This is a genomic window from Streptomyces sp. NPDC093111 (assembly GCF_040683955.1).
In the GTDB taxonomy this organism is placed as follows: domain Bacteria; phylum Actinomycetota; class Actinomycetes; order Streptomycetales; family Streptomycetaceae; genus Streptomyces.
Genome location: NZ_JBFBNW010000006.1, coordinates 254,292 through 280,661, shown reverse-complemented (window position 1 = coordinate 280,661; position 26,370 = coordinate 254,292). Strand labels below are relative to the sequence as shown.

Below are 26,370 nucleotides of genomic sequence, written 5' to 3'. Positions count from 1 at the left end.
TCAGGAGGCCATGACCAGGTCTCCGGAGTCGCCGAAGGTGAGCTTGCAGGTGTCGGCCCGGTACGTGGCGACCGACACGGCGGCGGTGCCGCCCTCGGAGAGGTAGCGGGTGGTGACGACGAGGACGGGCGCGCCCGGCAGGCGGTCCAGTTCGCGGGCGTCGTCGGCGCGGGCGGAGCCGAGCTCGACGGAGCGGTCCTGCCCGTCGAGGACGAGGCGCTGGAGCTCGCGCAGCACGGAGCGGGCGCGGTCGACGCCGCCGGGGACGTCGACGGCACCGAGGCCGGGGACGGAACCGGCGGGCACGTAGAGCAGTTCGGCGGCGACCGGCTGGCCCTCGGTGACGCGCAGGCGGCGCACCACGTGCACGGGCTCGTCGGGGGTGATCTCCAGGACGCGGGCGACGGCGGCGGGCGCCGTGCCGGAGGCGGAGTCCACGGACTGCCAGGTGTCCTCGCCGACGCCGGGCCAGGTGTGCTGGGTGGTGGAGACGTCCACGCCGACCCGGGGCGGGGCGACGGTGGTGCCGACTCCGCGGCGGCGCTGCAGGCGGCCCTCCAGCTCCAGCTGCTCCAGGGCCTGCCGGAGCGTGGCGCGCGCGACGCCGAAACGGGCCGCCAGTTCGCGCTCGTTGGGAAGGATCTCCCCGACCGCGAAGTCCGAGTCGAGGGCTTCGCCGATCACGGTCTTGAGGTGCCAGTACTTCGGCTCCGGCACTGATTCCAGCTGCGTGGTCCCCACCCTGATCCTCCGCACATTCGCCGTGTCCCGCGGCGGTTTTCCGCGCCCTTGTTTATTAAAGGTTCCTGCACTAACTCTGCGACCATAAGGCGCCGCACACCCTTGGTCAAGACCAATCCTCCGCCGAACGCCCCCGAATGTGACCCTCTGACCTAGATCGTTCACAGGACGTTCGCGTCGTGGAGAGCCCCGCGCAGCAAAAAGCCCCGCCGGGGACCCCGATCGGGTCCCGGGCGGGGCGGCCGGGGCGGGCGGGACGTCAGTCGAGGACGAGGCCGCGCAGCTTGTCGGGGTTGCGCAGGATGTAGACGCAGGCGATCCGTCCGTCGCGGATGTCGATCTGGAAGACGGAGTCGACCGCTCCGTCGACCAGGGCGACCAGCGCGGGACCGCCGTTGAGCTCGGCGAAGCGGATCGCGAAGGCGTCCTCGGTGCCCTGGGCGATCGCGACCAGGAAGCGGCCGATCTTGTCGGCGGTCTCCATGATCCGCAGCGGGGCCTTGGACTTGCCGCCGCTGTCGCCGACGAGCCGGACGTCGGGGGCGAGGAGGGTGAGCAGCCCTTCGAGGTCGCCGCCCGCGGCGGCGGCGAGGAACCGCTCGGTGAGGGCGCGCCGTTGGGCCGGGTCCACGTCGTAGCGCGGCCGGGCCTCGTCGACGTGCCGGCGGGCGCGGCCGGCGAGCTGGCGGACGGCGGCCTCGGTGCGGTCGAGGGCGGTGGCGATCTCGGTGAAGGGGAGGCCGAACGCCTCGCGCAGGACGAAGACGGCGCGTTCGAGCGGGGAGAGGGACTCCAGGACGACGAGGAGCGCGAGGGAGACGGAGTCGGAGAGCAGAGCGCGCTCGGCGGTGTCGGGCACGGTCGGCCCGAAGTCGGTGACGATCGGCTCGGGCAGCCAGGGGCCGACGTAGGACTCGCGGCGGGAGCTGACCTGGCGGAGCCGGTCGATGGCGAGCCGGGTGGTGACGCGGACGAGGAAGGCGCGGGGTTCGCGCACCTCGGAGCGGTCGTCGGCGGCCCAGCGCAGCCATGCCTCCTGGACCACGTCCTCGGCGTCGGCGGCGCGGCCGAGCATCCGGTAGGCGACGCCGGTGAGCAGCGGGCGGTGCGCTTCGAACAGGCCGGTCGGGTCGGCCTGGCCGGTCTGGACGGTCGGGTCCGTCCGGCTGGTCAGGTCCGTCCGGCTGGTCGGGTCCGTCCGGCTGGTCGGATCGGTCGGGTCGGTCACGGTGTCGGTCGGCACGCTTCCATCCCAGCTCACGCCACGATCCCTGTCCAGTTTCGGGCTCCGGTCTTGAACTCGACTCTACTCACCGGTAATTGTTGCTGACAGGGTGTCTAAGGGGTTTTCCACGACAGGAGCAGCCGATGTCCGCACAGATCTCTTTCCCGGTGGAGTCCCCCGGCGGGCCGCGCACGGTGACGGTCGCGTACGAGCGCAGGGGCCGCGGCGAACCGCTGCTGCTGCTCCACGGGATCGGGCACCACTGGCAGGCCTGGGAGCCGGTGCTCGACGTCCTCGCGACCGAGCGGGACGTCATCGCGGTCGACCTGCCCGGCTTCGGCGCCTCCCCCGCCCTGCCCGAGGGGTACGGGTACGACCTGAGCACCGTCGTGCCAGTGCTCGGCGCCTTCTGCGCGGCCCTCGGCGTTGAACGGCCGCACGTGGCGGGCAACTCCCTCGGCGGGCTGCTCGCCCTGGAGCTCGGCCGCGAGAAGCTGGTGCGCTCGGTGACGGCGCTCTCCCCCGCCGGGTTCTGGTCGGAGGCCGAACGGCGCTACGCGTTCACGACCCTGCGCGCCATGCGGGGCGCCGCGCTCGCGCTGCCCGTCCCGCTGATCGAGCGCCTCTCCCGCAGCGCGGCCGGCCGCACGGCCCTCACCAGCACCATCTACGCGCGCCCCGGGCGCCGTTCACCCGAGGCGGCCGTCGCCGAGACGCTCGCCCTGCGGGAGGCGACCGGCTTCCACCAGACCCTGGCGTCCGGCGGGAGCGTGCTCTTCACCGACGACGTCCCCGCCGTGCCCGTCACCGTGGCCTGGGGCACCCGCGACCGGCTGCTGCTGCGCCGCCAGGGCGTCCGGGCCAAGCGGGTCATCCCCGGCGCGCGCCTGGTCCGGCTTCCGGGCTGCGGCCACGTCCCCATGAACGACGACCCGGCTCTCGTCTCCCGGGTGATCCTCGACGGCAGCCGCCCCGGCGTCTGAACGCGTCCGCGCGAACAGGCCCGTGCCCAGGGCCGCCCCGGCCCCCACCAGGAGGCTTCCGGCGGCCTGCGGCAGGCCGAAGGAGCCGTGCGCGACGGCGGCGGCCGTCAGTGCGGCGGCCACCGGGATGGCGCCCGTGTAGAGAGTGGCCCTCTCCATTCCGATGCGCTGGACGCCCATGTAGAAGAGGACGAAACCGACCACCGTCGCCAGCGCCGCCTGCCACACCAGGGCGCCGGTCTCGACCGCCGTCGGCACGCGGAGGGCGTCGCCGCCGTCAACGAGCAGACCGAGCAGCGCCGACTCCACCGCGGCCACCGCGCACACCACCGCCGTCAGCAGCTTCGGCCCCAGCGGGCGCAGCACCGGCACCGCGAGGACCGTGAAGCCGACCTCGCCCGCGAGGGCCGCCACCGACCAGCCCAGGCCCGCGAGGTCGGTGCGGCCCCAGCCCTGGACGGTGAAGGCGCCCGCGGCGACGAGCAGCGCCCCGTACAGGACCGGGCGGGCGGGCCTGCGGCCCTCCGTCAGGGGGACCAGGACGGCGACGACGACCGGCGCGCAGCCGACCAGGACGCCGGGGACGGCGGGCTCGGCGGTCCGCTCGGCGGCCAGGACGGCCAGGTTGAAGCCGACCATGCCGACGGCGGCGACCAGGGCCACCCGCAGCCACTGCCGCGCGGTGAGGGCCCGCAGCGGTCCGAGGGCCCCGCGGCCGAGGAGGGGCAGCAGGAGCAGGCAGGCGGCGGCGTAGCGCAGCGCCTGCCCGCCCGCGTACGGATAGGCGCCGAGCAGGCTGTTGGCGGTGAAGGAGGCGCCGACGAGGGCGTAGGCGACGGTCACCAGGAGGGCGCCGCGCAGGGAGTTCGCGTTCATGGTCCCGACGCTAGGAAGCGGCGCTCTCCGCATTAAGGTCCACTTCCATGACGTCATCGGGGACCACTTGGGGCGCGGGCCGGGGGGACGCCCCGCCGGCCGCCCCCTCCGCCGGTGTCCCGCAGCCCGCCTGGGAGCTGCTCCTCCCGGCGGCGGGCGCTCCCGCGCGGGGGCGCGGCCGGGCGCTCCAGGAGGCGCTGCGGGAGGCGGTGCGGACGGGCCGGATCGGCCCCGGTACCCGGCTGCCGTCGAGCCGCGCCCTCGCCGCCGACCTCGGCGTCTCGCGGGGCCTGGTGACCGAGGTGTACGAGCAGCTCACGGCGGAGGGCTACCTGCGCAGCGACCGCGGTTCGGGCACCTGGGTGGGCGGGGCGGCGCGTTCCGCCGCGCCGGGCGTACGGGACCTGGCGCCGCGCGCGCCGGGCGCGCGGAGCATGCGGGTCGACTTCCGTTCCGGCACGCCCGATCTGGCGCTCTTCCCGCGCGCCGCGTGGGGCGCCGCGCAGCGGGCGGTGCTCGCCGAGCTCGCCCACCGGCAGCTCGGCTATCCCGATCCGCGCGGGCTGCCGGAACTGCGCGCCGCCCTCGCCGCGCTCCTCACGCGCAGGCGCGGGGTGGTGGCCGATCCCGAGCGTCTGGTGGTGTGTTCGGGGGTGGCGCAGGCCGCGACGCTGCTGGGCTTCGTGCTGCGGGCGCGCGGGGTGCGCACGGTGGGCGTCGAGGATCCGGGGAGCCCCGAGCACGCCCGGCTGTTCGCCGCGACGGGCGTGGACACGGTGTGGCTCCCGGTCGACGAGGAGGGCCTGGAGCCGGGGCCGCTGGCCGCGTCCGGGGTGCGCGCCGTGGTGGCGACGCCCTCGCACCAGTTCCCGTCCGGGATCGCCTACTCGGCGCGGCGCCGGGCCGAACTCCTCGACTGGGCGCGGTCGGTGGACGGCTTCGTCCTGGAGGACGACTACGACGGCGACTTCCGCTACGACCGGGCCCCGGTGGGCGCGCTCCAGGGGCTCGACCCGGAGCGGGTGGCGTACGCCGGCTCGGTGAGCAAGTCACTCGCGCCCGGGATGCGGCTGGGCTGGATGCTGGTGCCGGAGTCCCTGCTCGACGAGGTGGTCGAGCGCAAGCGCACCATGGACCTCGGCAACCCGGCCCTCGACCAGGCCGTCCTGGCCCGCTTCGTGACCGGCGGCGGATACGACCGGCAGCTGCGCCGCTGCCAGCGCGCCTACCGCGAGCGCAGGGACGCCCTGGTGACCGCCCTGGAGCGGCACTTCCCGGGCAGCACCGTGCGCGGCATCGCGGCGGGCCTCCACCTCATCGCCCATCTGCCGCCGGAACACGGTCCGACCGCGCGTCTCCTGGACCGTGCCCGGGCGGCGGGGGTGTCCCTGCGCCCGCTGGAGGAGTACGGCACGGCACGGCCGACGGACGGGGCGGTCCGCCTGGTCCTCGGGTACGCGCATCTGACGCCGGGGGAGATCGCCCGGGGCGTGGCGCTGTTGGCGGGGCGGCGGGGGGACGGGCGGCGCGGGGCGGCGGGCTGACGGGCCCGGGCCCGGTGCGCGCGGGGCGGCCCCGCCCGGCCGGCCGCCGCCCCCGGCCCCGTTGTTCACGCGGGGTTCGGCTTCGCGCCTCCCCCGGGCGCTAGGCATGGGGGCGGCCCATCCCGCCGAGCCCCGGAGGCGCTTCGATGTCCCACCGCACGCCCGCCACTCCCCCTGCCCGCCGCACGGTCCTGCGCGGATCGCTGGCCGCTTCGGCCGCCGCCCTCGGCGTCGGCGCCGGCGCGTTCGCGACCCCGGCGCTCGCGCTCTCCGGGCGCCCGTCGGCCGCGTGGGGGGTGCAGACCGGTGACGTGACCGCGCACGCGGGCCTGGTGTGGGTCCGTTCGGACCGGCCGGCCCGCATGATCGTCGAGACCTCGTCCGGCGAATCGTTCCGCCGCGTCCACCGCCACTACGGGCCGCTCCTGGGGCCCGGCACCGACTTCACCGGCACCACCGCGCTGCGCGGGCTCCCGGCGGGCGAGCAGATCCACTACCGGGTCACCCTGGCGGACCCGGACGACCCGCGCCGTACCGGCGAGCCCGTCACCGGCACCTTCCGCACGGCGCCCGACCGGCGCCGCGACGGGGTGCGGTTCCTCTGGTCGGGCGACATCGCGGGGCAGGGCTGGGGCATCAACCCGGACATCGGCGGCTTCCGCGCGTACGAGGAGATGCGCCGGCTGAACCCGGACTTCTTCCTGTGCAGCGGTGACACCATCTACGCGGACGGCGTCATCCAGCCCAGCGTCACGCTGCCCGACGGACGCGTCTGGCGGAACGTCACCACGCCCGAGAAGTCGAAGGTCGCCGAGACCCTGGACGAGTACCGCGGCAACTTCCGCTACAACCTCCTCGACCACAACGTGCGCGCCTTCAACGCGCAGGTGCCGTCCATCGTGCAGTGGGACGACCACGAGGTCCGCAACAACTGGTACCCGGGACAGATCCTGGACGACCCGCGCTACACGGAGAAGGACGTCGACGTCCTCGCGGCCCGCGCCTCGCGCGCGTTCGGCGAGTACTTCCCCGTCTCCACGCTCCACGCGCGCGGCGCCGAGCGCCGGATGAACCGGGTGGTGCGGTACGGGCCGCTGCTCGACGTGTTCGTGCTCGACATGCGCTCGTACCGCAACGCCAACTCGCCGGGCCGGCAGGCCGACGACACCACCGGCATCCTCGGCGCGGAACAACTGGAGTGGCTGAAGCGGGAGCTGAGCCGCTCGCGCGCGGTGTGGAAGGTGCTCGCCGCGGACATGCCGCTCGGGCTCGTGGTCACCGACGGGGCCACCGACTTCGAGGCGGTCGCCCAGGGCGACCCGGGCGCGCCGCTCGGCCGCGAGCTGCAGATCGCCGAACTGCTCCGGTTCGTCAAGCACCGGCGGATCACCGGCACGCTGTGGCTCACGGCGGACGTCCACTACACCTCGGCGCAGCACTACGCGCCGGAGCGCGCCGCCTTCAAGGACTTCGCTCCTTTCTGGGAGTTCGTCTCCGGACCGCTGGCGGCGGGCGGCTTCCCGGCCAACAAGCTGGACGCCACCTTCGGGCCCGACCGGGTCTTCGTACGGGCGCCGGAACGGGCCAACCTCTCGCCGATGGAGACCCCGCAGTACTTCGGCGAGGTCGACATCGACGGCGACAGCGGGGAACTGACGGTCCGCCTGCGCGCCGAGGGCGGCACGGTGCTGTTCAGCAAGGTGCTCCAGCCGGGCCGCGTCGGGCAGTGACGCCGCGCCGGACAGCCGGCGCCGAACGGTCCTCGCACGGGTGGCCGGGACCGCCCCGAACCGCGGGCCGGGCGGCCCGAATTGCCTGGTCAGGGGCGGCCACGGCCGATTGTCAGTGCCGGGTCCTACCGTTTTTCCCATGACGCGATCCGTACAGGCGCTCGCCTACGCACGCCCTTCCGCCCTGGAGTCCCTGGGCTCCGGCCGGCTGCTCGGACTGGAGACCTCGGGGGGCCTCACGCCACGCGGCGCCGAGGCCCGGCCCCGGTTCTTCACCGGCTTCCTCAGCTCGCCCCAGATCGCCGCGCGCGGCCTGCTCGCCGTCGCCGACGTCGCCGCGGCCCGCTACTACCAGCGGATGCGGCCGGCGTCGCTGGACCCGGTGGTCACGGGCAACGGCGACCGGCTGCGGTTCGAGTCCTTCTCGGGCTGCGGTGGGGTGTACGCCCGCCTGGACGTGCTGAGCGCGGGCCTGGACGGGGCGGAGACCGGCCACGGCACGACCAACGTGGACGTGAACAACCCGCTGCGCGAGGCCCTTTCCCGGATCACCGGCGACGACCCGCTGCATCTGCGGGTCGGACCCGACGAACTGGCGGTCACCACCCTCGACGGCCCGGTCGTGGAGAAGAAGGTGCCGCTGCCGGACCGCTGGCTGCGCGGCTTCGCCGAGGCGCAGGTCGCCTCCGCCGGCTTCGACCTGCGCGCGGAGCTGTCGGGAGCGGAGGCGGTGCGCTTCCTGCGCTCGCTGCCGCGCACGCGGGCCCGGGGCGCCGCCCCGCTGTGGGTGGTGCCGTCCGGCCGGACGCTGCGGCCCACCACGCGGCCCGTCCCGGGCGCGGTCTGCCTGGCCGGACCCGACCGGCTCGTCGCCCTGGAGCGGGTGCTGCGGCACGCGACGGCGCTGCGGGTGTACGGGCCGGTGCCGGACGGCGGGCCCGCGCCGAGCGCCTGGGAGGTGGAGCTGCCCGGGATGCGGCTCACCCTGACCCTGTCCCCCGACTCGGCGCGCGGCTTCTCCGGCGAGGGCGGCGTCCTGGAGGCGCTGGCCACCGACGAGGCGGCCGGGGACGCGGAGCTGGTCTCGGTGCTGCTCGCCTGGGAGCCGCGGATCGACCCGGCGGACCTGGCCGAGCAGGCGGGCCTCTCCGTGGACCGGGTCCGGGCCGCGCTGACCCGGCTCGGCACGGCGGGACGGGTGGGGTACGACGTGGCCGACGCGGCCTACTTCCACCGGGAGCTGCCGTACGACGCGGACCGCGCCGAGCGGCACAACCCGCGGCTGGTCGACGCGCGCGCCCTGCTCGCCCACGGCGCGGTCGCCCTCGACGGCGACCTGGCCACGGTGGTCTCGGCGGACCGGCGCTACCAGGTACGGGAGTCGGCCGGCGGGCGGCTGAACTGCACCTGCGCCTGGTGGGCGGAGTACCGGGGCCGGCGGGGCCCCTGCAAGCACGCCCTCGCGGTGCGGATGGCCCGGCGGGGCGCGGCCGTCGGCACGCCCGGCGACGCGGGGGCCGTCGGGGCCGTCGGAGCGCCGGCCTCCCTCACCGGGGGTGCTCGATGACGCGGATCGGCACGGACATCGGCACGGCCCCGGACACGGGCACGGGCACGGGCACAGGCACAGGCACGGGCACGGGCACAGGCACAGGCACAGGCACAGACAGGGAGATCGACATCGCCACTGACACGGGCACGGGCACGGGCACGGACACAGGTACGGACATGAACGCGAGCGCGCGTGCGGGCGCGACCCTCGACGCGGCCGCCTCCACGGCCTCCGCCGCCCAGGTCGAGCAGTTGCTCGTCGCGGTGCGGCAGGGGCGGCGGGGCGATGTGCCCGGTCTGGTCGAGGCCCTCGGCGCGGCCGGGCGCAAGGCGGCGGTTCCCGGGCTGAAGGAGCTGCGCAAGGAGGTCCGCGGCTGGGACTGGGGGCGGTGGCGGGAGCAGCGGAAGGTGCGGGGCGCGCTGCGGCTCGCGGGGGCCGGCTGCCTCACGGGGGCGGCCGCCGCCGCGGACTGGATCGGCGGGCGCGACTTCCAGGAGTGGGGGACCGAGAGCCGCGCGGTGCTCGGCGTGCTCGCGCACCGCGACCACGCGTGGCTGACGGAGGTGGCGCGGCGGCTCGCGGAGCGGCCGACCATGGCGGAGGAGGAGTACGGCCTCGTGCACGGGCTCGTCCTGCTGACCGGCTGCCCGGCACCGGCCACCGACTCCTATGTCCGCGGCTGGACCGCGGCCTTGGACCGCCGCGACCTCGTCGCGAGTCTGCGGCAGGACCCGCAGACCCCGGTCCTCGTCCCGCGCCTCCTCGATCTGACCGAGACCCCGGAGGCGGTCGGCTGGCAGACCGCCGCCGCTTCCGACGACGGGCGCTCCCACTGGCCCGGCGCGCTGGCGGTCCTGGCCGCCGAGGGGCTGCTCGACCGGGCGGAGCTGGTCGACGCCTGTGTGGCCCGGCTGCTGCGGGGCGGCCGGCCGCGCGATCTGCGGCTGTCGCTCGCCCTGCTCCAGGCCGTCGGGGCCACGGACGAGGAGCGAAGGGCCCGGATCCCGGACTGGCTCGGCATGGTGGCCGACGGATCTTCGCCGGTGGCCGCGCACGCGCAGGAGGTGCTGGCGGGGCTCGCCCTCGACGGCGTCCTGCCGGTGCGGGAGCTGGCGGAGATGTCCGGCTCTGTGCTGTTCCGCACCGAGAAGAAGCTGGTGCGGGCGCAGTTGACGCTGTTGTCGAAGGTGCTGCGGCAGGCGCCGGATGCGGCGGACGAGCTGCTGCCGGTGGTGATGGACGCGTTCGGGCACGAGGACACGGCGATCCAGGAGCGGGCCCTGAAGCTCGTGGGCCGCCATCTCTCCGGTGTGGACGGGCAGGTCCGCGAGGAGCTGGCCGGGGCGGCGGTGCTGCTGAGCCCGATGCACCGGGCGGCGGCCGTCGAGCTGTTCGGGGCGGCGGCGGACGGCGGGGCGCTCCCCTATGAGGAGGTGCTGCCGCCGGTGCCGGAGCCGCGTCCGGTGGCGCCGACGGCGGGGAGCCTCGCCGAGCTGATCGAGGACCTGGTCACCGTCGTGCGGCGGCCCGGCGAGCCGGAGGAGTTCGAGCGCGCCCTGGACGGTCTCGTCCGGCACGCGCACGGGGACCGGGCGGCGCTGACGGCCGCGGTGCGGGAGACCTTCGGCGACGCGCACTGGATGCGCGGCGGGGACCACTTCGGGTACGGCCCGCAGGGGCTCATGGTCGTGATGGCCGCTCTGGCGGGCACGGTGCGCGTCTCGCGGATCACGGACGGGCGTCGCCGCGCCACGGCGACCTGCGGTCACGCGGGGCCCTCCGGGGTGGTGGAGGCCCGGTTGTGGGAGGCCGCGTGGCTGATCGCCTCGTCGGCTCCGGTGCCGTTCCTCCTCGCGACGCCGACGCTGCACACCGGTGCGATCGACGCCCCGGTGCTGGTCGAGCGGTTGGGGGCGTACCGGGACGCGGGGGCCGAGCCGGCCCCCGTCGACCTCGCCCAGGCGCTGCTGCGGGTGCGGAGGTCCGGCCCGGGGGTGGCCGAGGCCGCCGAGGCGGCGGCGGCGCTGGGCACCCGGGCGGGCGAGCGGCTCGCGGCGTGGCTGTCGGCGGACGTCTCGCTCGCGCCCGGGGTGCGTTTCCTGGACCGGGGGCCCGACATCCGCTCCGGGCGGTGGTGGCTGGCGGACCGGGTCGTGGTGGCGTTCCGGGAGCGGCGGACGATACGGGAGGAGTTCCCGCCGCCGTTCCAGTGGCTGAGCGGCGAGTCCACCGAGGCGGCCCGTCGGTGCCGTCACTGGTCGGGGCTGGAGTCGCACTGGCCGGGCGTGCTGCCGCAGGACCGGGAGCCGCTGGCGGTGTGGCTGCTGCCGGAGGTGGGCAACGGGTCCGAGTGGGACGCCCGGGGCTCGGCCCGGGGGCTGACCGCGCTCGCCGAGGGCGAGGGGCCGGTGGGTCCCGCCGTCCATGCCGCGCTGGCCGTGGGCCTCGGCGGCCGGCACGCGGAGGACCGGCTGACCGCCGTCGACGCGCTCCTGGTCCTCGCGGCCCGGGGCGAGCTGGACGCGCCGGCGCTGGGCGGGCGGCTCGTACCGCTGCTGGCCGAGGGCACGGTGAAGCCGAACCGGCTCGCGGACGCGGCCCGTACGGCGGCGGCGACCGGGGCGTACGGGACGGTCTGGGCGGTGCTCGCGGAGCTGCTGCCGGGGCTGCTCGCCGCGCCGAAGCCGTCGCGCGGGCTCGGGGAGCTCCTCGCGGTGGGCGCCGAGTGCGTCGAGCGGTGCGGGGCCGTGGGCTCGCTGCCGGGTCTCGCGGAGGCGGCGGCGCGGGCGGGTTCCTCGCAGGCGGTGGTGCAGGCGCGCCGGCTGCTGAGCGCGCTCGGCCAGGGAGCCGATCAGGTCGCGTCATAACCTGTCGAAATCGACCACAAAGCCAGCAGATCGGCACTTAACCCGTCGGTCACAAAGCGTTCGTGATCACGCAACACCGCTGGGTCACAGTGAGGTCATGGACTCCATGAATCCCCGCAAGAGCGCCCGCCCCACCCACCGCTGGCGGCACGACGTCATCGAGCTGGCCGCGATGTTCACCGCCGTGGTGGTGGCCGATTCGATCGCCAAGACCATCGCCAAGGGGCCCGACGGCCCCTATCTGCTGGTGTTCTCGGCGATCGCGCTGGTCGCCACCGCCGCGTTCCACACCTGGTGGGCGCGGCGACGCGGCCATGCGCCGCCCGCCGACGATCCCGGCGGCAGCGGTGAGCACCCGCCGCCGGCGGCCGGGACCGGTCCCGTGGAGGAGTCCGCGGGCACGGTCCTGTGGCGGATGCGGACCACGGTCCGCGACACCCCGGGCAGCCTCGCCGCGCTGTGCTCGGTGCTGGCCCGCCACGGCGTCGACATCCTGACCCTGCAGACCCACCCGCTCGCCGACGGGACCGTCGACGAGTTCCTGCTGCGGGCGCCCGCCGCCCTGGAGACCGGCACGCTCACCCGGGCGGTCGCCTCGGCCGGCGGCAACGACACCTGGACCGAGCGGGCCGACGCCCACGACCTCGTGGACACCCCGACCCGGCTGCTCGGCCTCGCCACCCGCACCGCCCTCGACTCGGCCGAACTCCCGCTGGCCCTGCGCCAGCTGCTCGGCCGGTGCACCCTCCACTCGATCCCCGCCGTCTCCCTCAGCGGCCGCCCCAACGGCGAGACCGCCCCGGTGGAGGGCGTCCTGGAGGAGACCAGCATGCGGCTGCGCGACCCGAACGGCGGCACGCTGGTCATCGAGCGGCCCTATCTGCCGTTCACCCCGACCGAGTTCGCCCGCGCCCGGGCGCTCGTCGAGCTCGACGCCCGCCTCGGCCCCCGCGTCCCGCGCGGCCAGGACGTGCTCACCCTGCCCGAGGGCAACGCGATCGCCGTCCGGCGCGCCGACCAGCGCGACCTGGCCGCCGCGCGCGCCCTGCACGACCGCTGCTCCCAGCGGACCCTGCGACTGCGCTACCACGGCCCGGTCGGCGACGCCGACCGCTACCTCGACCACCTGCTCAGCCCGCGCTTCGGCCGCACCCTCGCCGCGCAGACGGCCTCCGGCCGGATCGTCGCCCTCGGCCACCTGCTCTGGGACGGCGACGAGACCGAGGTCGCCCTCATGGTCGAGGACGACTGGCAGCGCCGCGGCATCGGCGCCGAACTCCTCGGCCGCCTGGTGGCGATGGCCGAGGAGGCCGGTTGCGACAGCGTCTACGCGGTGACCCAGTCCTCCAACACCGGGATGGTCGCCGCCATGCGCGGCCTGAACCTGCCGCTGGACTATCAGATCGAGGAGGGCACCCTGGTCGTCACCGCCCGGCTGGACGGCCGGCCGGCGGACCCGCGGGAACCGGCTCCGCGCCCGGAGCAGCGGCCGGCCGGGCGCTGAGCGCCCACGCCAGGTCCCGCCACAGGTCCCCGACGTCCTCCGGACCCATCGACATCCGCGGCAGCCGCTCGCCGATCCCGCCGGGGTGATCAGCCGCACCCAGGCGATCACCCCGTGCGGGTCCCCGTACACCTCGAAGGCGACCGTCGCCCCGCCGATCCGCGCCCATCGCCCCGCCCATCCACGGAGAGCGCACCCGCGCGATCCGCGGATCGCCGGCCGGCCCGCGGACGGGCTCCGCGACCGTCGAGGACGCCGCCCGTTCCCTGAGGGTGTCGATGGGCGGCACCGCGAACGGATACCGGCCCGTAGCGGGAAATCGCCGTGCTACGTTCGGCCGATGGCCGATTCTGTCGCACTGGACACGGTCGATCTGCACCTCCTTCGCCTGCTGCAGAACGACGCCCGGACCACCTACCGTGAGCTCGCCTCCGAGGTCGGCGTGGCTCCCTCCACCTGTCTCGACCGGGTGGCCCGACTGCGTCGCTCCGGAGTGATCCTCGGTCACCGCCTACAGCTGAATCCGGCCAAACTCGGCCGGGGGCTCGAAGCGCTGCTGCTGGTCCAGGTCCGCCCGCACCGGCGTGAACTCATCGGCCCGTTCGTCGACCGCATCCGGGCTCTGCCCGAGTCACGGGCCCTGTTCCATCTCACCGGACCCGACGACTACGTGGTGCACGTGGCCGTCGCCGACCCCGCCGACCTGCAGCGTCTCGTCCTGGACGAGTTCACCTCGCGGCGCGAGGTGGCCCGGGTCGAGACCCGGCTGATCTTCCAGCAGTGGGAGTGCGGACCCCTGCTCCCCCCGGTTCCGGGCGCTCATTTGTCAGCCGACTGAGATCGATCGAGGGTGACGCGGGCAGCTCGCCCGGGTGAGGATGACTCCCATGCCAGAGACTTCCAGCATCGTGCTTCCCCGTCAGGTCGCCGACGAATACGTCGACGCACTCATCGAACTCGACCCGATCACCGGTACCTACCTGGGAGTCAAGGAGAGTTCGGGTCGCCTCCCCGACTTCTCCCCCGCCGGCCAGGAGGCCATGGCCGAGCTCGCCCGTCGCACCCTCGCCCTCCTCGACGAGGCCGAGGGCCGGACCGGCGCCGAGGACGAGGCTGAGCGGCGCTGCGCCCGGCTGCTGCGGGAACGGCTGAACGCCCAGCTCATCGTCCACGACGGGGACGAGGGCCTGTGCACGGTGAGCAACCTCCGCTCGCCCGCGCACAGCGTGCGTCTCTCCTTCACCATGCTGCCCACCGAGACCGAGGAGGACTGGACGGCGGTCGGCAGCCGGCTGCGCGCGGTCCCCGAGGCCCTGGCCGGCTACCGCGCCTCGCTCGCCCTCGGCCTGGAGCGCGGGATGCTCGGCGGGCCGCGGGCCACCGCCACCTTCGTCGGCCAGCTCACCGAGTGGGCGGGCGCGGGCGGCACCGGCGAGAACGGTGAACCGCGCGGCTGGTTCGAGGAGTTCGCCTCGGCCGCCGACGAGCCGGTCGGCAAGGAGCTGCGCACCGAGCTGGTGGAGGCCGGCGCGGGCGCCGACCGGGCCGTCGTCGAGCTGCGCGACTGGATGCGCGACGTGTACACCCCGGCCGTGGCCGGCGCCCCGGACACGGTGGGCCGCGAGCGCTACCGCCGCTGGTCGCGCTTCTTCAACGGTACCGAGCTGGACCTCGACCAGGCCTACGCGTACGGCTGGTCCGAGTACCACCGGCTGCTCGGCGAGATGCGCGGCGAGGCCGAGCGCATCCTGCCCGGCGCGGGCCCCTGGGAGGCGCTCGCCCACCTCGACGAGCACGGCACCCACATCGAGGGCGTCGACGAGGTGCGGGCCTGGCTCCAGCAGCTCATGGACGAGGCGATCGAGTCGCTGGACGGCACCCACTTCGAACTCGCCGAGCGGGTGCGCCGGGTGGAGTCCCGGATCGCCCCGCCCGGCGGCGCAGCCGCCCCGTACTACACCGGCCCGTCCGAGGACTTCACGCGCCCCGGCCGCACCTGGCTGCCGGTCGACGGGCAGACCCGCTTCCCCGTGTACGACCTGGTGTCGACCTGGTACCACGAGGGCGTGCCCGGGCACCATCTGCAGATCGCGCAGTGGGCGCACGTGGCCGACCGGCTCTCCCGCTACCAGGCCACCATCGGCAAGGTGAGCGCCAACACCGAGGGCTGGGCGCTGTACGCCGAGCGCCTGATGGACGAGCTCGGCTTCCTCGGCGACGCGGAGCGGCGGCTCGGTTACCTGGACGGCCAGATGATGCGGGCCTGTCGGGTCATCGTCGACATCGGCATGCACCTGGGTCTGGAGATCCCGGCGGACTCGCCGTTCCACCCGGGCGAGCGCTGGACGCCGGAGCTGGCGCAGGAGTTCTTCCAGCGGCACAGCAGCCGCCCGCCGGCCTTCGTGGAGAGCGAGATGACCCGCTACCTGTCGATGCCCGGCCAGGCCATCGGCTACAAGCTGGGCGAGCGGGCCTGGCTGCTCGGCCGGGCCAACGCGCAGGCGGCGCACGGCGACTCGTTCGACGCGAAGGCCTGGCACATGGCCGCCCTGTCGCAGGGGCCGCTCGGGCTGGACGACCTGGTGGACGAGCTGTCCCGGCTCTGACCGGCGTGCGCCGGCCGGGCGGTCCGAGGCGGGGAAGTCCCCGGGGCTCGCTTGCGCTCCCGGGGATTTCCCTGCAAGGTCACGCCCATGACCAGCGGATACATCCCGGACGCCACGGACTGGCGGATTCTCGATGCCCTCCAGGAGCAGGGCCGGGCCAGTTTCGCCGAGCTCGCCCGCGCGGTGTCCATGTCGGCCTCGGCGGTGACCGAGCGGGTGCGGCGCCTGGAGGAGGCCGGGGTGATCGCCGGGTACACGGCGGTCATCGACCAGGAACGGCTCGGCCTGCCGATCCTCGCCTTCGTGCGGCTGCGCTACCCGAACGGCAACTACAAGCCCTTCCACGACCTCGTGGCGGCCACGCCCGAGATCCTGGAGGCGCACCACGTGACGGGTGACGACTGCTTCGTCCTGAAGGTCGCCACCCGGTCCATGAAGCACCTGGAGGAGATCTCCGGGAAGGTGGGCACGCTCGGCTCGGTCACCACCAGCGTGGTGTACTCCTCGCCGCTCCCCCGGCGGGCCATCAGCCGCTGAGCGCTTCCCCTCCGGTCCGGAGCCGGACCGCCGAGCCGTGCCGGTCCTTGACGACCTCCAGCTGGGCCGGGATGCGCCGGCGCAGGTCGCCGACGTGGCTGACGATGCCGACGCTGCGGTCCCGCTCGCGCAGCGAGTCCAGGACGTCCAGGACCTCGTCGAGGGTCTGGTCGTCGAGGCTGCCGAAGCCCTCGTCGATGAAGAGGGTGTCGAGCCGGATCCCGCCCGCCTCGTCGGTCACGACGTCGGCGAGGCCGAGGGCCAGCGCGAGGGAGGCGAAGAAGGTCTCGCCGCCGGAGAGGGTGGCGGTGTCGCGCTCGTTGCCGGTCCAGGCGTCGACGACGTGCAGGCCGAGCCCGGCGCGCCGGCCGCCGCTGCGGGCGTCGGAGTGGACCAGGGTGTAGCGGCCGGAGGACATGCGCTGGAGGCGGGCGGTGGCCGCGGCGGCGACCTGTTCGAGGCGGGCGGCGAGCACGTACGACTCCAGGCGCATCTTGCGCTCGTTGTCGGCGGAGGTGCCGGCGGTGAGGGCGGCGAGCCCGGCCACCCGCTCGTACTCCTCGCGGAGCGGTCCGAGGCGGCGGGACTCGGTGTCGGCCTGCCGGGAGAGCCGGGACAGTTCGGCGCCCCGCTCGCGTACGGCGGCGAGGGCGGTGGCGGCCTCGCGCAGGGCGCGTCCGGCGGCGGAGTGGACGGTGGCGGCGGCGCCCGGGTCGGCGGGCGGGAGCGCGGCGGCGGCCGAGGTGGCGGGCTCGGCGAGCCGGTCGGCAACGGCGGCGGCCTCGGCGTCCCAGGCGTCGACGCGCTGCTGGAGGCCGCGGCGGGTGGCCTCGGCGAGCAGCGCGTCGGCGGCCTCGGCGGGGGTGTCGAACCCGTTGCGGAAGGCGGCGTCCGCCAGCCGGGCGTCGGCCTGCTTCAGCGCGCCCGCCGTCTGCTCGGCGGCCCGTACGGTCTCGGTGGCCTCGATCAGCAGGGTGATGCGGCGCTCCAGGACCGTGGCGTACGCGGCGACGCTGCCGGACGCGCCCCTGGTGCGGTCGAGTTCGGCCTCCAGGGCGTTGTGCTGCTGCTCCAGCGCCTCGCGCCGCGAGGTGCGCGCGGCTACCCGGCGCTCGGCCTCGCGCTGGGCGGCGCCCCGCTCCTCGTACTCGCGCTCGGCGCGGGCCAGCGCCTCGCGGGCGGCGTGGGTCCGGGCGGCGAGGGCGTGCGCCTCGGCGTGCTCGCGGGTCAGCGCCTCGACCTGGTGGGCGAGTTCGGCGACGCTCGGCCCGGCTCCGGGGTCGGCCGTCGGGCCGGTGTCCGGGGCGAGGGCCTCGCGGGCCGCCGCCTCCCGGGCCTCGGTGGTGGCGGCGACGGCGGTCTCGGCCGCGGTGCGGGTCTCGTCGGCGCGGGTGTAGGCGGCGTAGGCGGCGTCCTCGGCGGCGCGGTCCACGTGGTCGGCGGTGGCGCGGGCGGGGTCGGGGTGGGCGGCGGAGCCGCAGACCTGGCAGGGGGCGCCGGGTTCGAGGGCGGCGGCGAGCTCGGCCGCGATGCCGCGCAGGCGCCGGGACTTGAGGTCCAGCCAGCTCTCGTGGGCCTCGTTGCGCCGCTCGCGGGCGGTGGCGAGCCGGTCGTGGGAGGCGGCGAGTTCGCGGGCCAGGTCGTCGCGGCGGCGGGCCGCGGCGAGTCGTCGGCGGGCCGGGTCGAGGCGGCCCGCGAGGTGCTCGGCGCGGGCCGTGGCGTCCTGGGCGGCCTCCACGTGCCGCTGGAGCCGGGCGTGGTGCGGCTCCCAGCCGGCCAGCCAGTCGGCGGCGTCCTGGAGGAACTCCTCGTCGGCGCGGGCCTCCCGGTCCAGGGTGGCGCGCTCGGCGGCGAGCTCGGCGCTGCGGAGCTCGGCCCGGCGGGCGGACTCCAGGCCGCCGCGCTCCTCGCGGAGCCGTCGTTCCCGCGCGGAGAGCTCTTCTGCACCGGCCTCGGCGAGCTCCGGGGGGAGGCCGGAGCGGACGCGGCCGAGGGCGGCGCTCGCGGTGCGGTGCGCCCGCTCGGCGTCCTCGCGCAGGTCGAGCGCGGGGGCGACCCGGTCGGCCTTGAGGGAACGGTCCAGGGACTCCTGCCAGGCGTCGCGCCGGGGGCGCCGCTCGGCCAGCTCCTCGCGGCGGCGGACGGCGTCGGCGTGCCGGGCCTGGCGGTCGGCGAGCTCCCGGGCCGCGTCGAGCGCCGCGCGGGCGCCGGTCTCGCGCCGCTCGGCGGCGTCGAGGCGCAGGCTCGCGATGGTGAGGTGCTCGCGGGCCTCGGTGCGGGCGAGGGCGGCGCGGGTCCTGACGGCCTCGGCGAGGCCCGGCTCCCCGGGGCGTTCCGCGACGGCGGGGCCGCCGTCGCCGGCGGCCTGGGCCATCCGGTGGGCGAGGGCCAGCAGTCGCTCGTCGCCCTCGCGGACCTGGTGTTCGGCGGACCGGCGCAGTTCGGCGAGGCGCTCCTCGACGGCGGCGAAGCGGCGGGTGTCGAAGAGGCGCCCGAGGAGCCGGCCGCGGGCCTCGGCGTCGGAGCGCAGGAAGCGGGCGAAGTCGCCCTGGGGCAGCAGGACGACCTGGCAGAACTGTTCGCGGCTCATGCCGAGGAGCTGGGTGATCTCCTCGCCGATCTCCTGGTGGGAGCGGCTGAGGCCCACCCATGCGGCGGTCTCCGGGTCGTAGTGGCGGAGCGTGCTCTGGGCCTTCTCGGTGGTGAAGCCGCCGCCGCGCTTCTTGGGGCGCTGCTGTGCGGGCCGCCGGGTGATCTCCAGGCGCCGTTCTCCCACGGTGAGTTCGAGGGTGACCTCGGTGGGGGTGCCGAGGGGGGCGTGGTCGCTGCGGAGGCTGGTGCCGGGGGCCTGGCGGGCGCCGGGGACGGCCCCGTACAGGGCGAAGCAGACGGCGTCGAGGACGGAGGTCTTGCCGGCTCCGGTGGGGCCGTGGAGGAGGAAGAGCCCGGCCGTAGACAGGGCGTCGAAGTCGATCTCCTGGGTGCTGCCGAAGGGCCCGAACGCGGTGATGGCCAGGCGGTGCAGTCTCACCGGTCGCTCACCTCGCGCGCGGCGGCGTCCACCCGGACGGCGTCGAAGGCGCCGTACAGGACCGCTCGTTCGGCGCCGTCGGGGCCGCTGCCACCGCGTACGTGGGCCACGAAGTCCTCCGCGATCTGCCGGTCGTCACGGCCCTGGAGCCGCCGGGCGTAGGAGACGAGCGGGTCGTCGTCGGTGCGTTCGGGGTCGAAGACCAGGTGGAGGGTGTGCGGGAAGCGCTCGGCGAGCCGGGCCATGGGCTCGGCGGGGCGCACCGGGTCGGTGAGGGTGGCCTCGACCCAGGACTCCTCGTGGCGGGTGAGGCCGGGCTCGGCGAGCAGGTCGTCGAGCCGGCCCCGGATCCGGGCGAGCGGCCGGGGCACCGGGCAGTCGACGCGCTCGGCGGTCTCGACGGCGCCGTCGGCGCCGAGGTCGATCAGCCACATGGTCTTGCGGTGGTCGGCCTCGGAGAAGGAGTAGGCGAGCGGTGAGCCGGAGTAGCGGACCCGGGGGGTGACGGTCTGGCTGCCGTGGAGGTGCCCGAGGGCCACGTAGTCGACGCCGTCGAAGACGCCGGCGGGCACGGAGTCGACGCCGCCGACGGTGATGTCGCGCTCGCTGTCGCTGGGCTCGCCGCCCGCCACGAAGGCGTGCGCGAGGACGACGGAGCGGGTGCCTTCGGGGCGGGTCGCGAGGTCGGCGCGGACCCGGTCCATGGCGGCGGTGAGCACGGCCTCGTGACCGGCCTTCTCGGCTCCGAACTGCTCGCGGACCAGGGCCGGTTCGAGGTAGGGCAGCCCGTAGAGGGCGACGTCGCCGTGGGCGTCGGCGAGGACGACGGGGGTGCCCGCGCCGGCCGGGTCGGTGCGCAGGTGGATGCCGGCGCGCTCGATGAGTCCGGCGCCGACGCCGAGGCGGCGGGCGGAGTCGTGGTTGCCGGAGATCATGACGGTGGGCACCCCGGCGTCGGCGAGCCGGTGCAGGGCGGTGTCGAAGAGCTCGACGGCGGTGAGCGGGGGCACGGCCCGGTCGTAGACGTCACCGGCGACGAGGACGGCGTCCACGGCGCGCTCGCGCACCGTCGCCACCAGGTGGTCGAGGAAAGCGGCCTGGGCGTCGAGCAGGGCGACCCGGTGGAACGACCGTCCCAGGTGCCAGTCCGACGTGTGCAGAAGCCTCATGAGGCCCGAGCGTATCCGTGCGGTACGACAGTGGCGGCGCCGTCGCGCGGGGCCGGCGGCAGCGGCTCACGCATCGCCGTACGCCTCTCCCCCGAGCTCGAACCCGGCGGTGCCCGCCGTCACATCGGCGAGCCAGGCGGTGAACTGAGTCACATCGGCGTCGGGCAGTCCGATCCCGATGGTGACCTCGGCGCCGTAGCTCACCTCGCGGACGGACCGCCCGGTGGCGCGGAGATCGTTCTGCAGCTTCCCCGCGCGCTGGTGGTCGACGGTGACGGTGGCGAGCCGGTAGCGGTGCCGGGTGACGGTGCCGAGCTCGTCCAGGGCCTCGCCGACGACCCCTCCGTACGCGCGGATGAGGCCGCCCGCGCCCAGCTTCACGCCCCCGTAGTAGCGGGTGACGACGGCGGCGACGTACCGCATCTCGCGGCGCAGCAGCATCTGCAGCATGGGCACGCCCGCGGTGCCCCCGGGCTCGCCGTCGTCGGACGCCTTCTGGACGGAGGCGTCGGCGCCGACGACGTACGCGAAGCAGTTGTGGGTGGCGGTGGGGTGCTCGCGACGGATGCGCGCGACGAACGCCTGCGCCTCCTCCTCGGTGGCGACGGGCGCGAGCGCGCAGATGAAGCGCGATCGGTTGATCTCGGACTCGTGGACGCCCTCGCCGGCGAGCGTGCGGTACTGCTCCTGCATCCCGCCAGCCTAAGCGCCCGGCGCGGGAACACCGTCCCGGCCGTCGCGGTTGCAGGCTCTGGAAGACCCAGCAGACCCGATGCGCCAGGAGGCGGAGCATGTACGGCAGCCCGGAGACCATCCGCAGGATCCTCACGGAGAGCGGCGACACCTGGGCGGTCGTCGGCCTGTCCAACAACCGGGGGCGGGCCGCCTACGGGGTGGCCCAGACGCTCCAGCGCTTCGGCAAGCGGGTCGTGCCGGTCCATCCGAAGGCGGAGACGGTCCACGGGGAGCAGGGGTACGCGTCGCTGGCCGACATCCCGTTCCCGGTGGATGTGGTGGACGTCTTCGTGAACAGCGAGCTGGCGGGCGCGGTCGCGGACCAGGCGGTCGCGGTGGGCGCGAAGGCGGTGTGGTTCCAGCTCGACGTCGTCGACACCGAGGCGTACGACCGGACCCGGGAGGCGGGCCTGGAGATGGTGATGGACCGCTGCCCCGCCATCGAGATCCCGCGCCTCGGCTGACCGCCGGGGCTCAGCCCTCGCGGCCGAGGCCCTCCAGGACGACCGCGCCGGGCAGTTCCGCGAACGCCTTGCCCGGCACGAGCAGCTTGCCGCGGCGCCGTCCGCTGCCGACCAGCACCCAGGGCAGGTCCACGACGGTGGCGTCGACCAGGACGGGCCAGGCGGCGGGCAGGCCGATGGGGGTGATCCCGCCGTACTCCATGCCGGTCTCGCCGGTCGCGGTGTCCATCGGCGCGAAGCCGGCCTTGCGGGAGCCGAGCTGTCGGCGGACGGCGCCGTTGACGTCGACCCGGGTCGACGAGCGCACCACGCAGGCGGCCAGGGTCGTCGTCTCGCCGCGCCGGCCGGCGACGATCACGCAGTTGGCGGAGGCGGCGAGCAGCTCCTGCCCGTGGTGCGCGACGAAGGCGGCGGTGTCGGCGATGGCCGGGTCGGTGTCGACGTAGAGGATCTCGGCCGCCGGGACACCGCCCTCCCAGGCGCGTACGGCGGCGGCGACCGGTGCGGTCAGCAGTTCCAGGCAGTCGGGGGCGGGCCGGACGTCGTCGAAGTCTCCGAGGGGTGCGCGCATGCCGGGCACGCTAACAAGTCCGCGTCCCGGCCGGGCAGGCGTCTCGGCGTACGGGCAGGGCTCGGCGTACGGGACGACCCGGGTGTACGGGCGGGGCTAGGCGTACGGGACGAGCTCAGCGGACCGGCTGGGCTCAGCGGACCGGCGGGATGGACACCGCCAGGGTCATCTGGACGGTCCGGTCGCCGTCGTTGCGGTAGGCGTGCGGCACGTTGCCCTCGAAGACGGCGGAGGTGCCGGCCGGGAGGGCGTGCTCCTCGCCCTCGACGACGAGGGTGAGGGTGCCCTCCGTGACGTGCAGGAGCTCGGTGGTGCCGTCGGGGTGCGGGTCGGAGGCGGTGCCGTCGCCCGGCATCAGGGTGTAGGACCACAGCTCCAGGGGGCCGCGGGCCTCGGTGCCGACCAGGAGGGTGGTCTGGCTGCCGGTGGAGGTGGACCACATGCGGACGGCCTGGCCGGGCGGGACGAGACGGACCTGCGGGCCCTGCTCGTAGTCGAGGAGCGTCGTGATGGAGACGCCGAGGGCGTCGGCCAGCTTCACGGTGGTGCCGACGCTGGGGTTGGTGCGGGCCTGCTCGATCTGGATGATCATGCCCCGGCTGACCCCCGCCCGGGCGGCGAGCGCGTCCAGGGTGAAGCCGCGCTCGTTGCGCCAGCGCTTCAGGTTCCGGGCGAGCGACTGCGTGAGCTGGTCGAGGTCCGACACATTCCGTCCAATATTTTGAATGACAGAGTTCAATACACTGCACTACGGTGTGATGCACCCGATTGTTCACTGCACTGTACTGCGAGGAACCCCCCATGACCGCCCTGACGGCCGTCTTCGCCCTGGCCACCAGCCTGCTCTGGGGCCTCGCCGACTTCGGCGGCGGACTGCTCACCCGGCGCTTCCCCGCCCTGACGGTCGTGGTCGTCTCGCAGAGCCTCGCCGTCCTGGTCCTCGGCTCCGTCGTCCTCGCCACCGGCGCCTGGCGCGAGACCGGCCCCCTGCTCTGGTACGCGGTCGCGGCCGGCGTGGTCGGCCCCGCGGCCATGCTCGCCTTCTACAAGGCGCTCGCCCTCGGCCCGATGGGCGTGGTCTCCCCGCTCGGCTCGCTCGGCGTCGTCGTCCCCGTCTCCGTCGGGCTGCTCGTCGGCGACCGGCCGGGGACGGCGCAGTTCGCCGGGATCGCGGTGGCCGTGCTCGGCGTCGTCCTCGCGGGCGGCCCCGAGCTGCGCGGGGCGCCGGTCCAGCGGCAGGCGGTGCTGCTGACCCTCGTCGCGGCCTTCGGCTTCGGCGCGGTGATGGCCCTCATCTCCGAGGCGTCCACCACCCTGACCGGCCTCTTCCTCGCCCTCTTCGTCCAGCGCGTCACCAACGTGGCCGTCGGCGGCGGTGCGCTGTGGCTCTCCGTACGGCGCGGCGGACGGGCGCTGCCCGAGGGCGGCGGCCTGCGCGCGGTCTGGGCGGTCCTCCCGGCCCTGGCCTTCGTGGGCCTCGCCGACGTCGCCGCCAACGGCACCTACGCGCTGGCCGCGCAGCGCGGTCCGGTGACGGTCGCCGCGGTCCTCGCCAGCCTCTACCCGGTGGTGACGGCACTCGCCGCGCGCGGGGTGCTCAAGGAACGCCTCCGCGCCGTCCAGGCGGCCGGCGCGGGCCTAGCCCTGGTCGGCACGGTGCTGCTCGCGACGGGCTAGGGCGGGCGGAGGGCCGCGCTCGGGCCGGCCCGCTCGGGCCGTCCCGCTCGGGCCGTCCCGGTCAGGCCGCCCGGGTCGGACAGTCCACCCCGGTCAGTCCACCCCGGACAGTCCCGCCCAGGGCCGTCAGTCCACCCCGGACCGTCCCGCCCAGGGCCGTCAGCCCAACCCGGACCGTCCCACCCAGGGCCGTCAGCCCAACCCGGACCGTCCCACCCAGGGCCGTCAGCCCAACCCGGACCGTCCCACCCAGGGCCGTCAGCTCTCCAGGTCGGCCAGATCGGCCAGGTCCTTCAGGTCCTTCAGCTCGTCCGGGTCGAGTGCGGCCAGTGCCCCGAGCTGGTCCGCCGTCATGCCGGCCGGGATCGCGCGCGGGGCGGGCGTCCGCAGCGGCGGCTGCCAGCCCTTCTCCGGGTCGTAGGAGCGGACCACCTTGGCGGGCGCGCCCGCCACCACCGCGTGGTCGGGCACCTCGCCCCGTACGACCGCGCCGGCGGCGACCACGACGTTGCGGCCGATCCGGGCGCCGGGCAGGATCACCGCGCCCGTTCCCAGCCAGCAGCCGGGTCCTATGACGACCGGCTCGGAGCGGGGCCACTGGCGTCCGACCGGCACGTCCGGGTCGTCGTAGCTGTGGTTGGTCGAGGTGATGTAGACGTACGGGCCGCAGTAGGTGTCGGAGCCGATGGTGATCGGCGCGTCGGCGATCACGTGGCTGCCTCGGCCGAGGACGACACCGTCGCCGAGGGTCAGCACGGTGTCCTCGCCGAGGTCCAGGTCCGGCAGCATGCCGGCGGTCAGCGTGACCTGCTCGGCGATGATGCAGCAGGCCCCGATCTCGATCCAGCGCTCGCCGAAGACCGTGCCCTGGGGGAACGCGAGCCGGGTGCCCTCGCCGATGCGGCGGAACCGCAGCCGCCCGGGGTGCTCGGCGGTGACGGCGCCCGCCTGCTGGATCCGGCGCCAACCGCCTTGCAGGGCGCGGGCGACGACCCGGCGCCGCCAGGCGCTGAGCGAGGAGAACGTGTTTCTGTTCCGGGGCACCCGGACACCGTAGTCGGCGGTGTCGTGGCTGATCAGTGCGGTGCGCTGTGATGTCCGTCATGGGCCACGGCTACGCTTCGCCGCAAGGCGCGACCGACGGAGCGAACGAGCAGGAGCGAGTCATGACAGAGGCGTTGATCAGGGCCGTGGGCGGCAAGGAGCCGCAGGTGGACCCGACGGCGTTCACCGCGCCGACCTCGGTGGTCCTCGGCGAGGTCACCCTCGGGCCCCGGGCCAGCGTCTGGTACCACGCGGTGCTGCGCGCGGACTGCGGCCCGATCGAGATCGGCGAGGACGCCAACGTGCAGGACAACTGCACCGTCCACGTCGACCCGGGCTACCCGGTGTCGATCGGCGCGCGGGTGACGATCGGCCACAACGCGACCGTCCACGGCTGTGTCATCGAGGACGACGTGCTGGTCGGCATGGGTGCCACGATCCTCAACGGGGCCAGGATCGGCGCGGGTTCGCTGGTCGCCGCGCAGGCGCTGGTCCCGCAGGGCATGGAGGTGCCGCCCGGTTCGCTCGTGGCGGGCGTCCCGGCGAAGGTGCGGCGCCCGCTGACCGAGGAGGAGCTGGCGGGCATCCGGCTGAACGCCGAGATGTACCTGCACCTGGCCAAGGGCCACGCCGAGGCCTTCGAGGACTGAGGGGCGCCGCGCCCGGACCCGTACCGCCGTGGGCGGCGGGGTCCGGCCCGGCCGCCCCGCTCACACCCGGCCGGGGCGGGGGCGCGTCTTCCGGTCGGCGCGGCCCTCGACGAGCGCCTGGCGGATCTCGGCGGCGGTCCGGCGGGCGTACTCGCTGGTGGCGGTCGTCTCGGCGGTGCCGGGGACGAAGCGGTGTTCCGGCTGCTTGCAGTACCCGCAGGGGCCGCCGTCGTGGATCAGCCGCCCGTCCTCACAGGCCGGGTTCTGGCAGGGGCCGCGGCCGACGAGGAACTCGGCGATCTCCTGCGGGGCCCAGCGGCGCCGGTTGTCCTCGTCGCGCTCGTGGATGGCGTTCGACCAGCGGGTGTGCCAGCGGCGTTCGACCCGGTCGAGGAGCTGGGCGGGGGTCCGGTGGGTGAGCTCGTCGGCCAGGATGTCGGGCAGGTTCCGCGGCAGGCGGTGGCCGAGGGCCTGGAGCAGCGGCTGGGGGAAGCCCTGCATGACGAAGCCGATGGGGTCGGTGCCCGGGCCCCGCTTCCAGGTGCGGCACCGGCAGGTGCCCTCCGCGGGGACGGGGCCGCCGCAGCGCCCGCAGCGGCCCCGGCAGTCCGCGCACAGCCCGTTGTCCAGCCCGTCGAGGTGGGGCGCCGGTGCCCGTCCGCACTGCACGCAGCAGGCGGCGCACATCCCGCAGAGGCGTTCGTCGCCGATCCGGGTCGACCAGGAGCGCTGCTGGCAGCGGCAGCAGAGGTGCGACCTGCAGTAGTCGCCGTGCGCGCCGTCGTAACGGCCGAGGTTCTCGAGCACGACGCTCCTTTCTGACTTACGACGGGTCGCCGCGCCCCGATCCGGGGGCGGCGATCC

Annotated in this window: 21 protein-coding genes and 2 pseudogenes; 12 read left to right on the top strand and 11 right to left on the bottom strand. The window is 75.3% G+C overall.

The genetic code is table 11. The annotated features are described in order from the left end of the window. Positions 1-741, bottom strand: coding sequence for a GntR family transcriptional regulator (locus tag AB0Q96_RS12700; RefSeq protein ID WP_365324503.1), 741 nt, complete (start codon positions 739-741; stop codon positions 1-3). A 259-nt stretch (positions 742-1,000) separates the two neighbouring features. Continuing rightward, positions 1,001-1,915 carry an RNA polymerase sigma factor SigJ gene (gene sigJ / locus AB0Q96_RS12695; protein ID WP_365324745.1) on the bottom strand — a complete coding sequence of 305 codons (915 nt, stop codon included), beginning with the start codon at positions 1,913-1,915 and terminating at the stop codon, positions 1,001-1,003. A gap of 194 nt (positions 1,916-2,109) precedes the next feature. On the opposite strand from sigJ, the gene AB0Q96_RS12690 reads away from it, so the two are divergent. Further along, positions 2,110-2,949, top strand: coding sequence for an alpha/beta fold hydrolase (locus tag AB0Q96_RS12690; protein ID WP_365324501.1), 840 nt, complete (start codon positions 2,110-2,112; stop codon positions 2,947-2,949). A 39-nt stretch (positions 2,950-2,988) separates the two neighbouring features. Here AB0Q96_RS12690 and AB0Q96_RS12685 read toward each other — a convergent pair. Next, positions 2,989-3,588, bottom strand: a pseudogene (locus AB0Q96_RS12685) (EamA family transporter); the annotation flags it as partial. 284 nt (positions 3,589-3,872) lie between these two features. On the opposite strand from AB0Q96_RS12685, the gene AB0Q96_RS12680 reads away from it, so the two are divergent. The 5 genes from AB0Q96_RS12680 (at position 3,873) to AB0Q96_RS12660 (ending at position 13,022) form a co-directional block, all read left to right on the top strand. After that, the gene (locus tag AB0Q96_RS12680) at positions 3,873-5,369 is read left to right on the top strand and encodes a PLP-dependent aminotransferase family protein (protein WP_365324499.1); all 1,497 of its coding nucleotides are present in this window, start codon (positions 3,873-3,875) and stop codon (positions 5,367-5,369) included. A 146-nt stretch (positions 5,370-5,515) separates the two neighbouring features. Continuing rightward, positions 5,516-7,099 (top strand): alkaline phosphatase D family protein, encoded by a 1,584-nt coding sequence (locus AB0Q96_RS12675; protein ID WP_365324497.1) that lies wholly within the window; start codon positions 5,516-5,518, stop codon positions 7,097-7,099. A 139-nt stretch (positions 7,100-7,238) separates the two neighbouring features. Further along, positions 7,239-8,666, top strand: a complete 1,428-nt coding sequence (locus tag AB0Q96_RS12670) for an SWIM zinc finger family protein (protein WP_365324495.1) — start codon at positions 7,239-7,241, stop codon at positions 8,664-8,666. 161 nt (positions 8,667-8,827) lie between these two features. Then, on the top strand, positions 8,828-11,518 hold the full coding sequence (locus AB0Q96_RS12665; RefSeq protein ID WP_365324493.1) for a DUF6493 family protein: 2,691 nt from the start codon (positions 8,828-8,830) through the stop codon (positions 11,516-11,518). A 106-nt stretch (positions 11,519-11,624) separates the two neighbouring features. Then, on the top strand, positions 11,625-13,022 hold the full coding sequence (locus AB0Q96_RS12660) for a GNAT family N-acetyltransferase (protein WP_365324743.1): 1,398 nt from the start codon (positions 11,625-11,627) through the stop codon (positions 13,020-13,022). Here AB0Q96_RS12660 and AB0Q96_RS12655 read toward each other — a convergent pair. Next, positions 12,943-13,302, bottom strand: a pseudogene (locus AB0Q96_RS12655) (PLP-dependent transferase); the annotation flags it as partial. The gene AB0Q96_RS12660 and the pseudogene AB0Q96_RS12655 overlap by 80 nt on opposite strands. 60 nt (positions 13,303-13,362) lie before the next feature. Here AB0Q96_RS12655 and AB0Q96_RS12650 point away from each other — a divergent pair. The 3 genes from AB0Q96_RS12650 to AB0Q96_RS12640 all read left to right on the top strand — a co-directional run bounded on the left by AB0Q96_RS12650 (position 13,363) and on the right by AB0Q96_RS12640 (position 16,165). Continuing rightward, complete coding sequence (locus tag AB0Q96_RS12650) at positions 13,363-13,860, top strand: Lrp/AsnC family transcriptional regulator (RefSeq protein ID WP_365324491.1); 498 nt, start codon at positions 13,363-13,365, stop codon at positions 13,858-13,860. Between the two features lie 49 nt (positions 13,861-13,909). Further along, complete coding sequence (locus AB0Q96_RS12645; RefSeq protein WP_365324489.1) at positions 13,910-15,628, top strand: DUF885 domain-containing protein; 1,719 nt, start codon at positions 13,910-13,912, stop codon at positions 15,626-15,628. 87 nt (positions 15,629-15,715) lie between these two features. Continuing rightward, complete coding sequence (locus tag AB0Q96_RS12640; RefSeq protein ID WP_365324487.1) at positions 15,716-16,165, top strand: Lrp/AsnC family transcriptional regulator; 450 nt, start codon at positions 15,716-15,718, stop codon at positions 16,163-16,165. Here AB0Q96_RS12640 and AB0Q96_RS12635 read toward each other — a convergent pair. From AB0Q96_RS12635 to AB0Q96_RS12625, 3 genes are all read right to left on the bottom strand, one after another. Further along, positions 16,155-19,196 carry an SMC family ATPase gene (locus AB0Q96_RS12635; protein WP_365324485.1) on the bottom strand — a complete coding sequence of 1,014 codons (3,042 nt, stop codon included), beginning with the start codon at positions 19,194-19,196 and terminating at the stop codon, positions 16,155-16,157. The two genes, AB0Q96_RS12640 and AB0Q96_RS12635, sit on opposite strands and share 11 nt — an antisense overlap. Beyond that, a complete protein-coding gene (locus AB0Q96_RS12630; protein WP_365324483.1) occupies positions 19,193-20,365 on the bottom strand; it encodes an exonuclease SbcCD subunit D in 1,173 nt (390 codons plus the stop codon). Before AB0Q96_RS12630 ends, AB0Q96_RS12635 begins: the two co-directional genes overlap by 4 nt. Before the next feature lie 66 nt (positions 20,366-20,431). Further along, a complete protein-coding gene (locus tag AB0Q96_RS12625; RefSeq protein WP_365324481.1) occupies positions 20,432-21,058 on the bottom strand; it encodes a YigZ family protein in 627 nt (208 codons plus the stop codon). Positions 21,059-21,156: 98 nt separating this feature from the next. On the opposite strand from AB0Q96_RS12625, the gene AB0Q96_RS12620 reads away from it, so the two are divergent. Then, positions 21,157-21,564, top strand: a complete 408-nt coding sequence (locus AB0Q96_RS12620) for a CoA-binding protein (RefSeq protein ID WP_365324479.1) — start codon at positions 21,157-21,159, stop codon at positions 21,562-21,564. A gap of 10 nt (positions 21,565-21,574) precedes the next feature. Here AB0Q96_RS12620 and AB0Q96_RS12615 read toward each other — a convergent pair whose 3' ends face one another. Together AB0Q96_RS12615 and AB0Q96_RS12610 are read right to left on the bottom strand one after the other, a co-directional pair. Then, the gene (locus AB0Q96_RS12615) at positions 21,575-22,135 is read right to left on the bottom strand and encodes a YbaK/EbsC family protein (RefSeq protein ID WP_365324477.1); all 561 of its coding nucleotides are present in this window, start codon (positions 22,133-22,135) and stop codon (positions 21,575-21,577) included. A gap of 133 nt (positions 22,136-22,268) precedes the next feature. Beyond that, entirely contained in the window at positions 22,269-22,841 is a 573-nt protein-coding gene (locus tag AB0Q96_RS12610; RefSeq protein ID WP_365324475.1) for an XRE family transcriptional regulator, read from the bottom strand. A gap of 104 nt (positions 22,842-22,945) precedes the next feature. Between AB0Q96_RS12610 and AB0Q96_RS12605 the strand changes: the two genes are divergently transcribed. After that, on the top strand, positions 22,946-23,812 hold the full coding sequence (locus AB0Q96_RS12605; RefSeq protein ID WP_365324741.1) for a DMT family transporter: 867 nt from the start codon (positions 22,946-22,948) through the stop codon (positions 23,810-23,812). Between the two features lie 258 nt (positions 23,813-24,070). Here the strand turns inward: AB0Q96_RS12605 and AB0Q96_RS12600 are convergent, their stop codons facing one another. Beyond that, positions 24,071-24,856 (bottom strand): acyltransferase, encoded by a 786-nt coding sequence (locus AB0Q96_RS12600; protein WP_365324473.1) that lies wholly within the window; start codon positions 24,854-24,856, stop codon positions 24,071-24,073. A 122-nt stretch (positions 24,857-24,978) separates the two neighbouring features. On the opposite strand from AB0Q96_RS12600, the gene AB0Q96_RS12595 reads away from it, so the two are divergent. Further along, positions 24,979-25,506, top strand: coding sequence for a gamma carbonic anhydrase family protein (locus AB0Q96_RS12595; RefSeq protein WP_365324471.1), 528 nt, complete (start codon positions 24,979-24,981; stop codon positions 25,504-25,506). A 60-nt stretch (positions 25,507-25,566) separates the two neighbouring features. On the opposite strand, the gene AB0Q96_RS12590 is transcribed toward AB0Q96_RS12595, so the two are convergent. Continuing rightward, the gene (locus AB0Q96_RS12590) at positions 25,567-26,313 is read right to left on the bottom strand and encodes a hypothetical protein (protein WP_365324469.1); all 747 of its coding nucleotides are present in this window, start codon (positions 26,311-26,313) and stop codon (positions 25,567-25,569) included. Between the last annotated feature and the right edge of the window lie 57 nt (positions 26,314-26,370).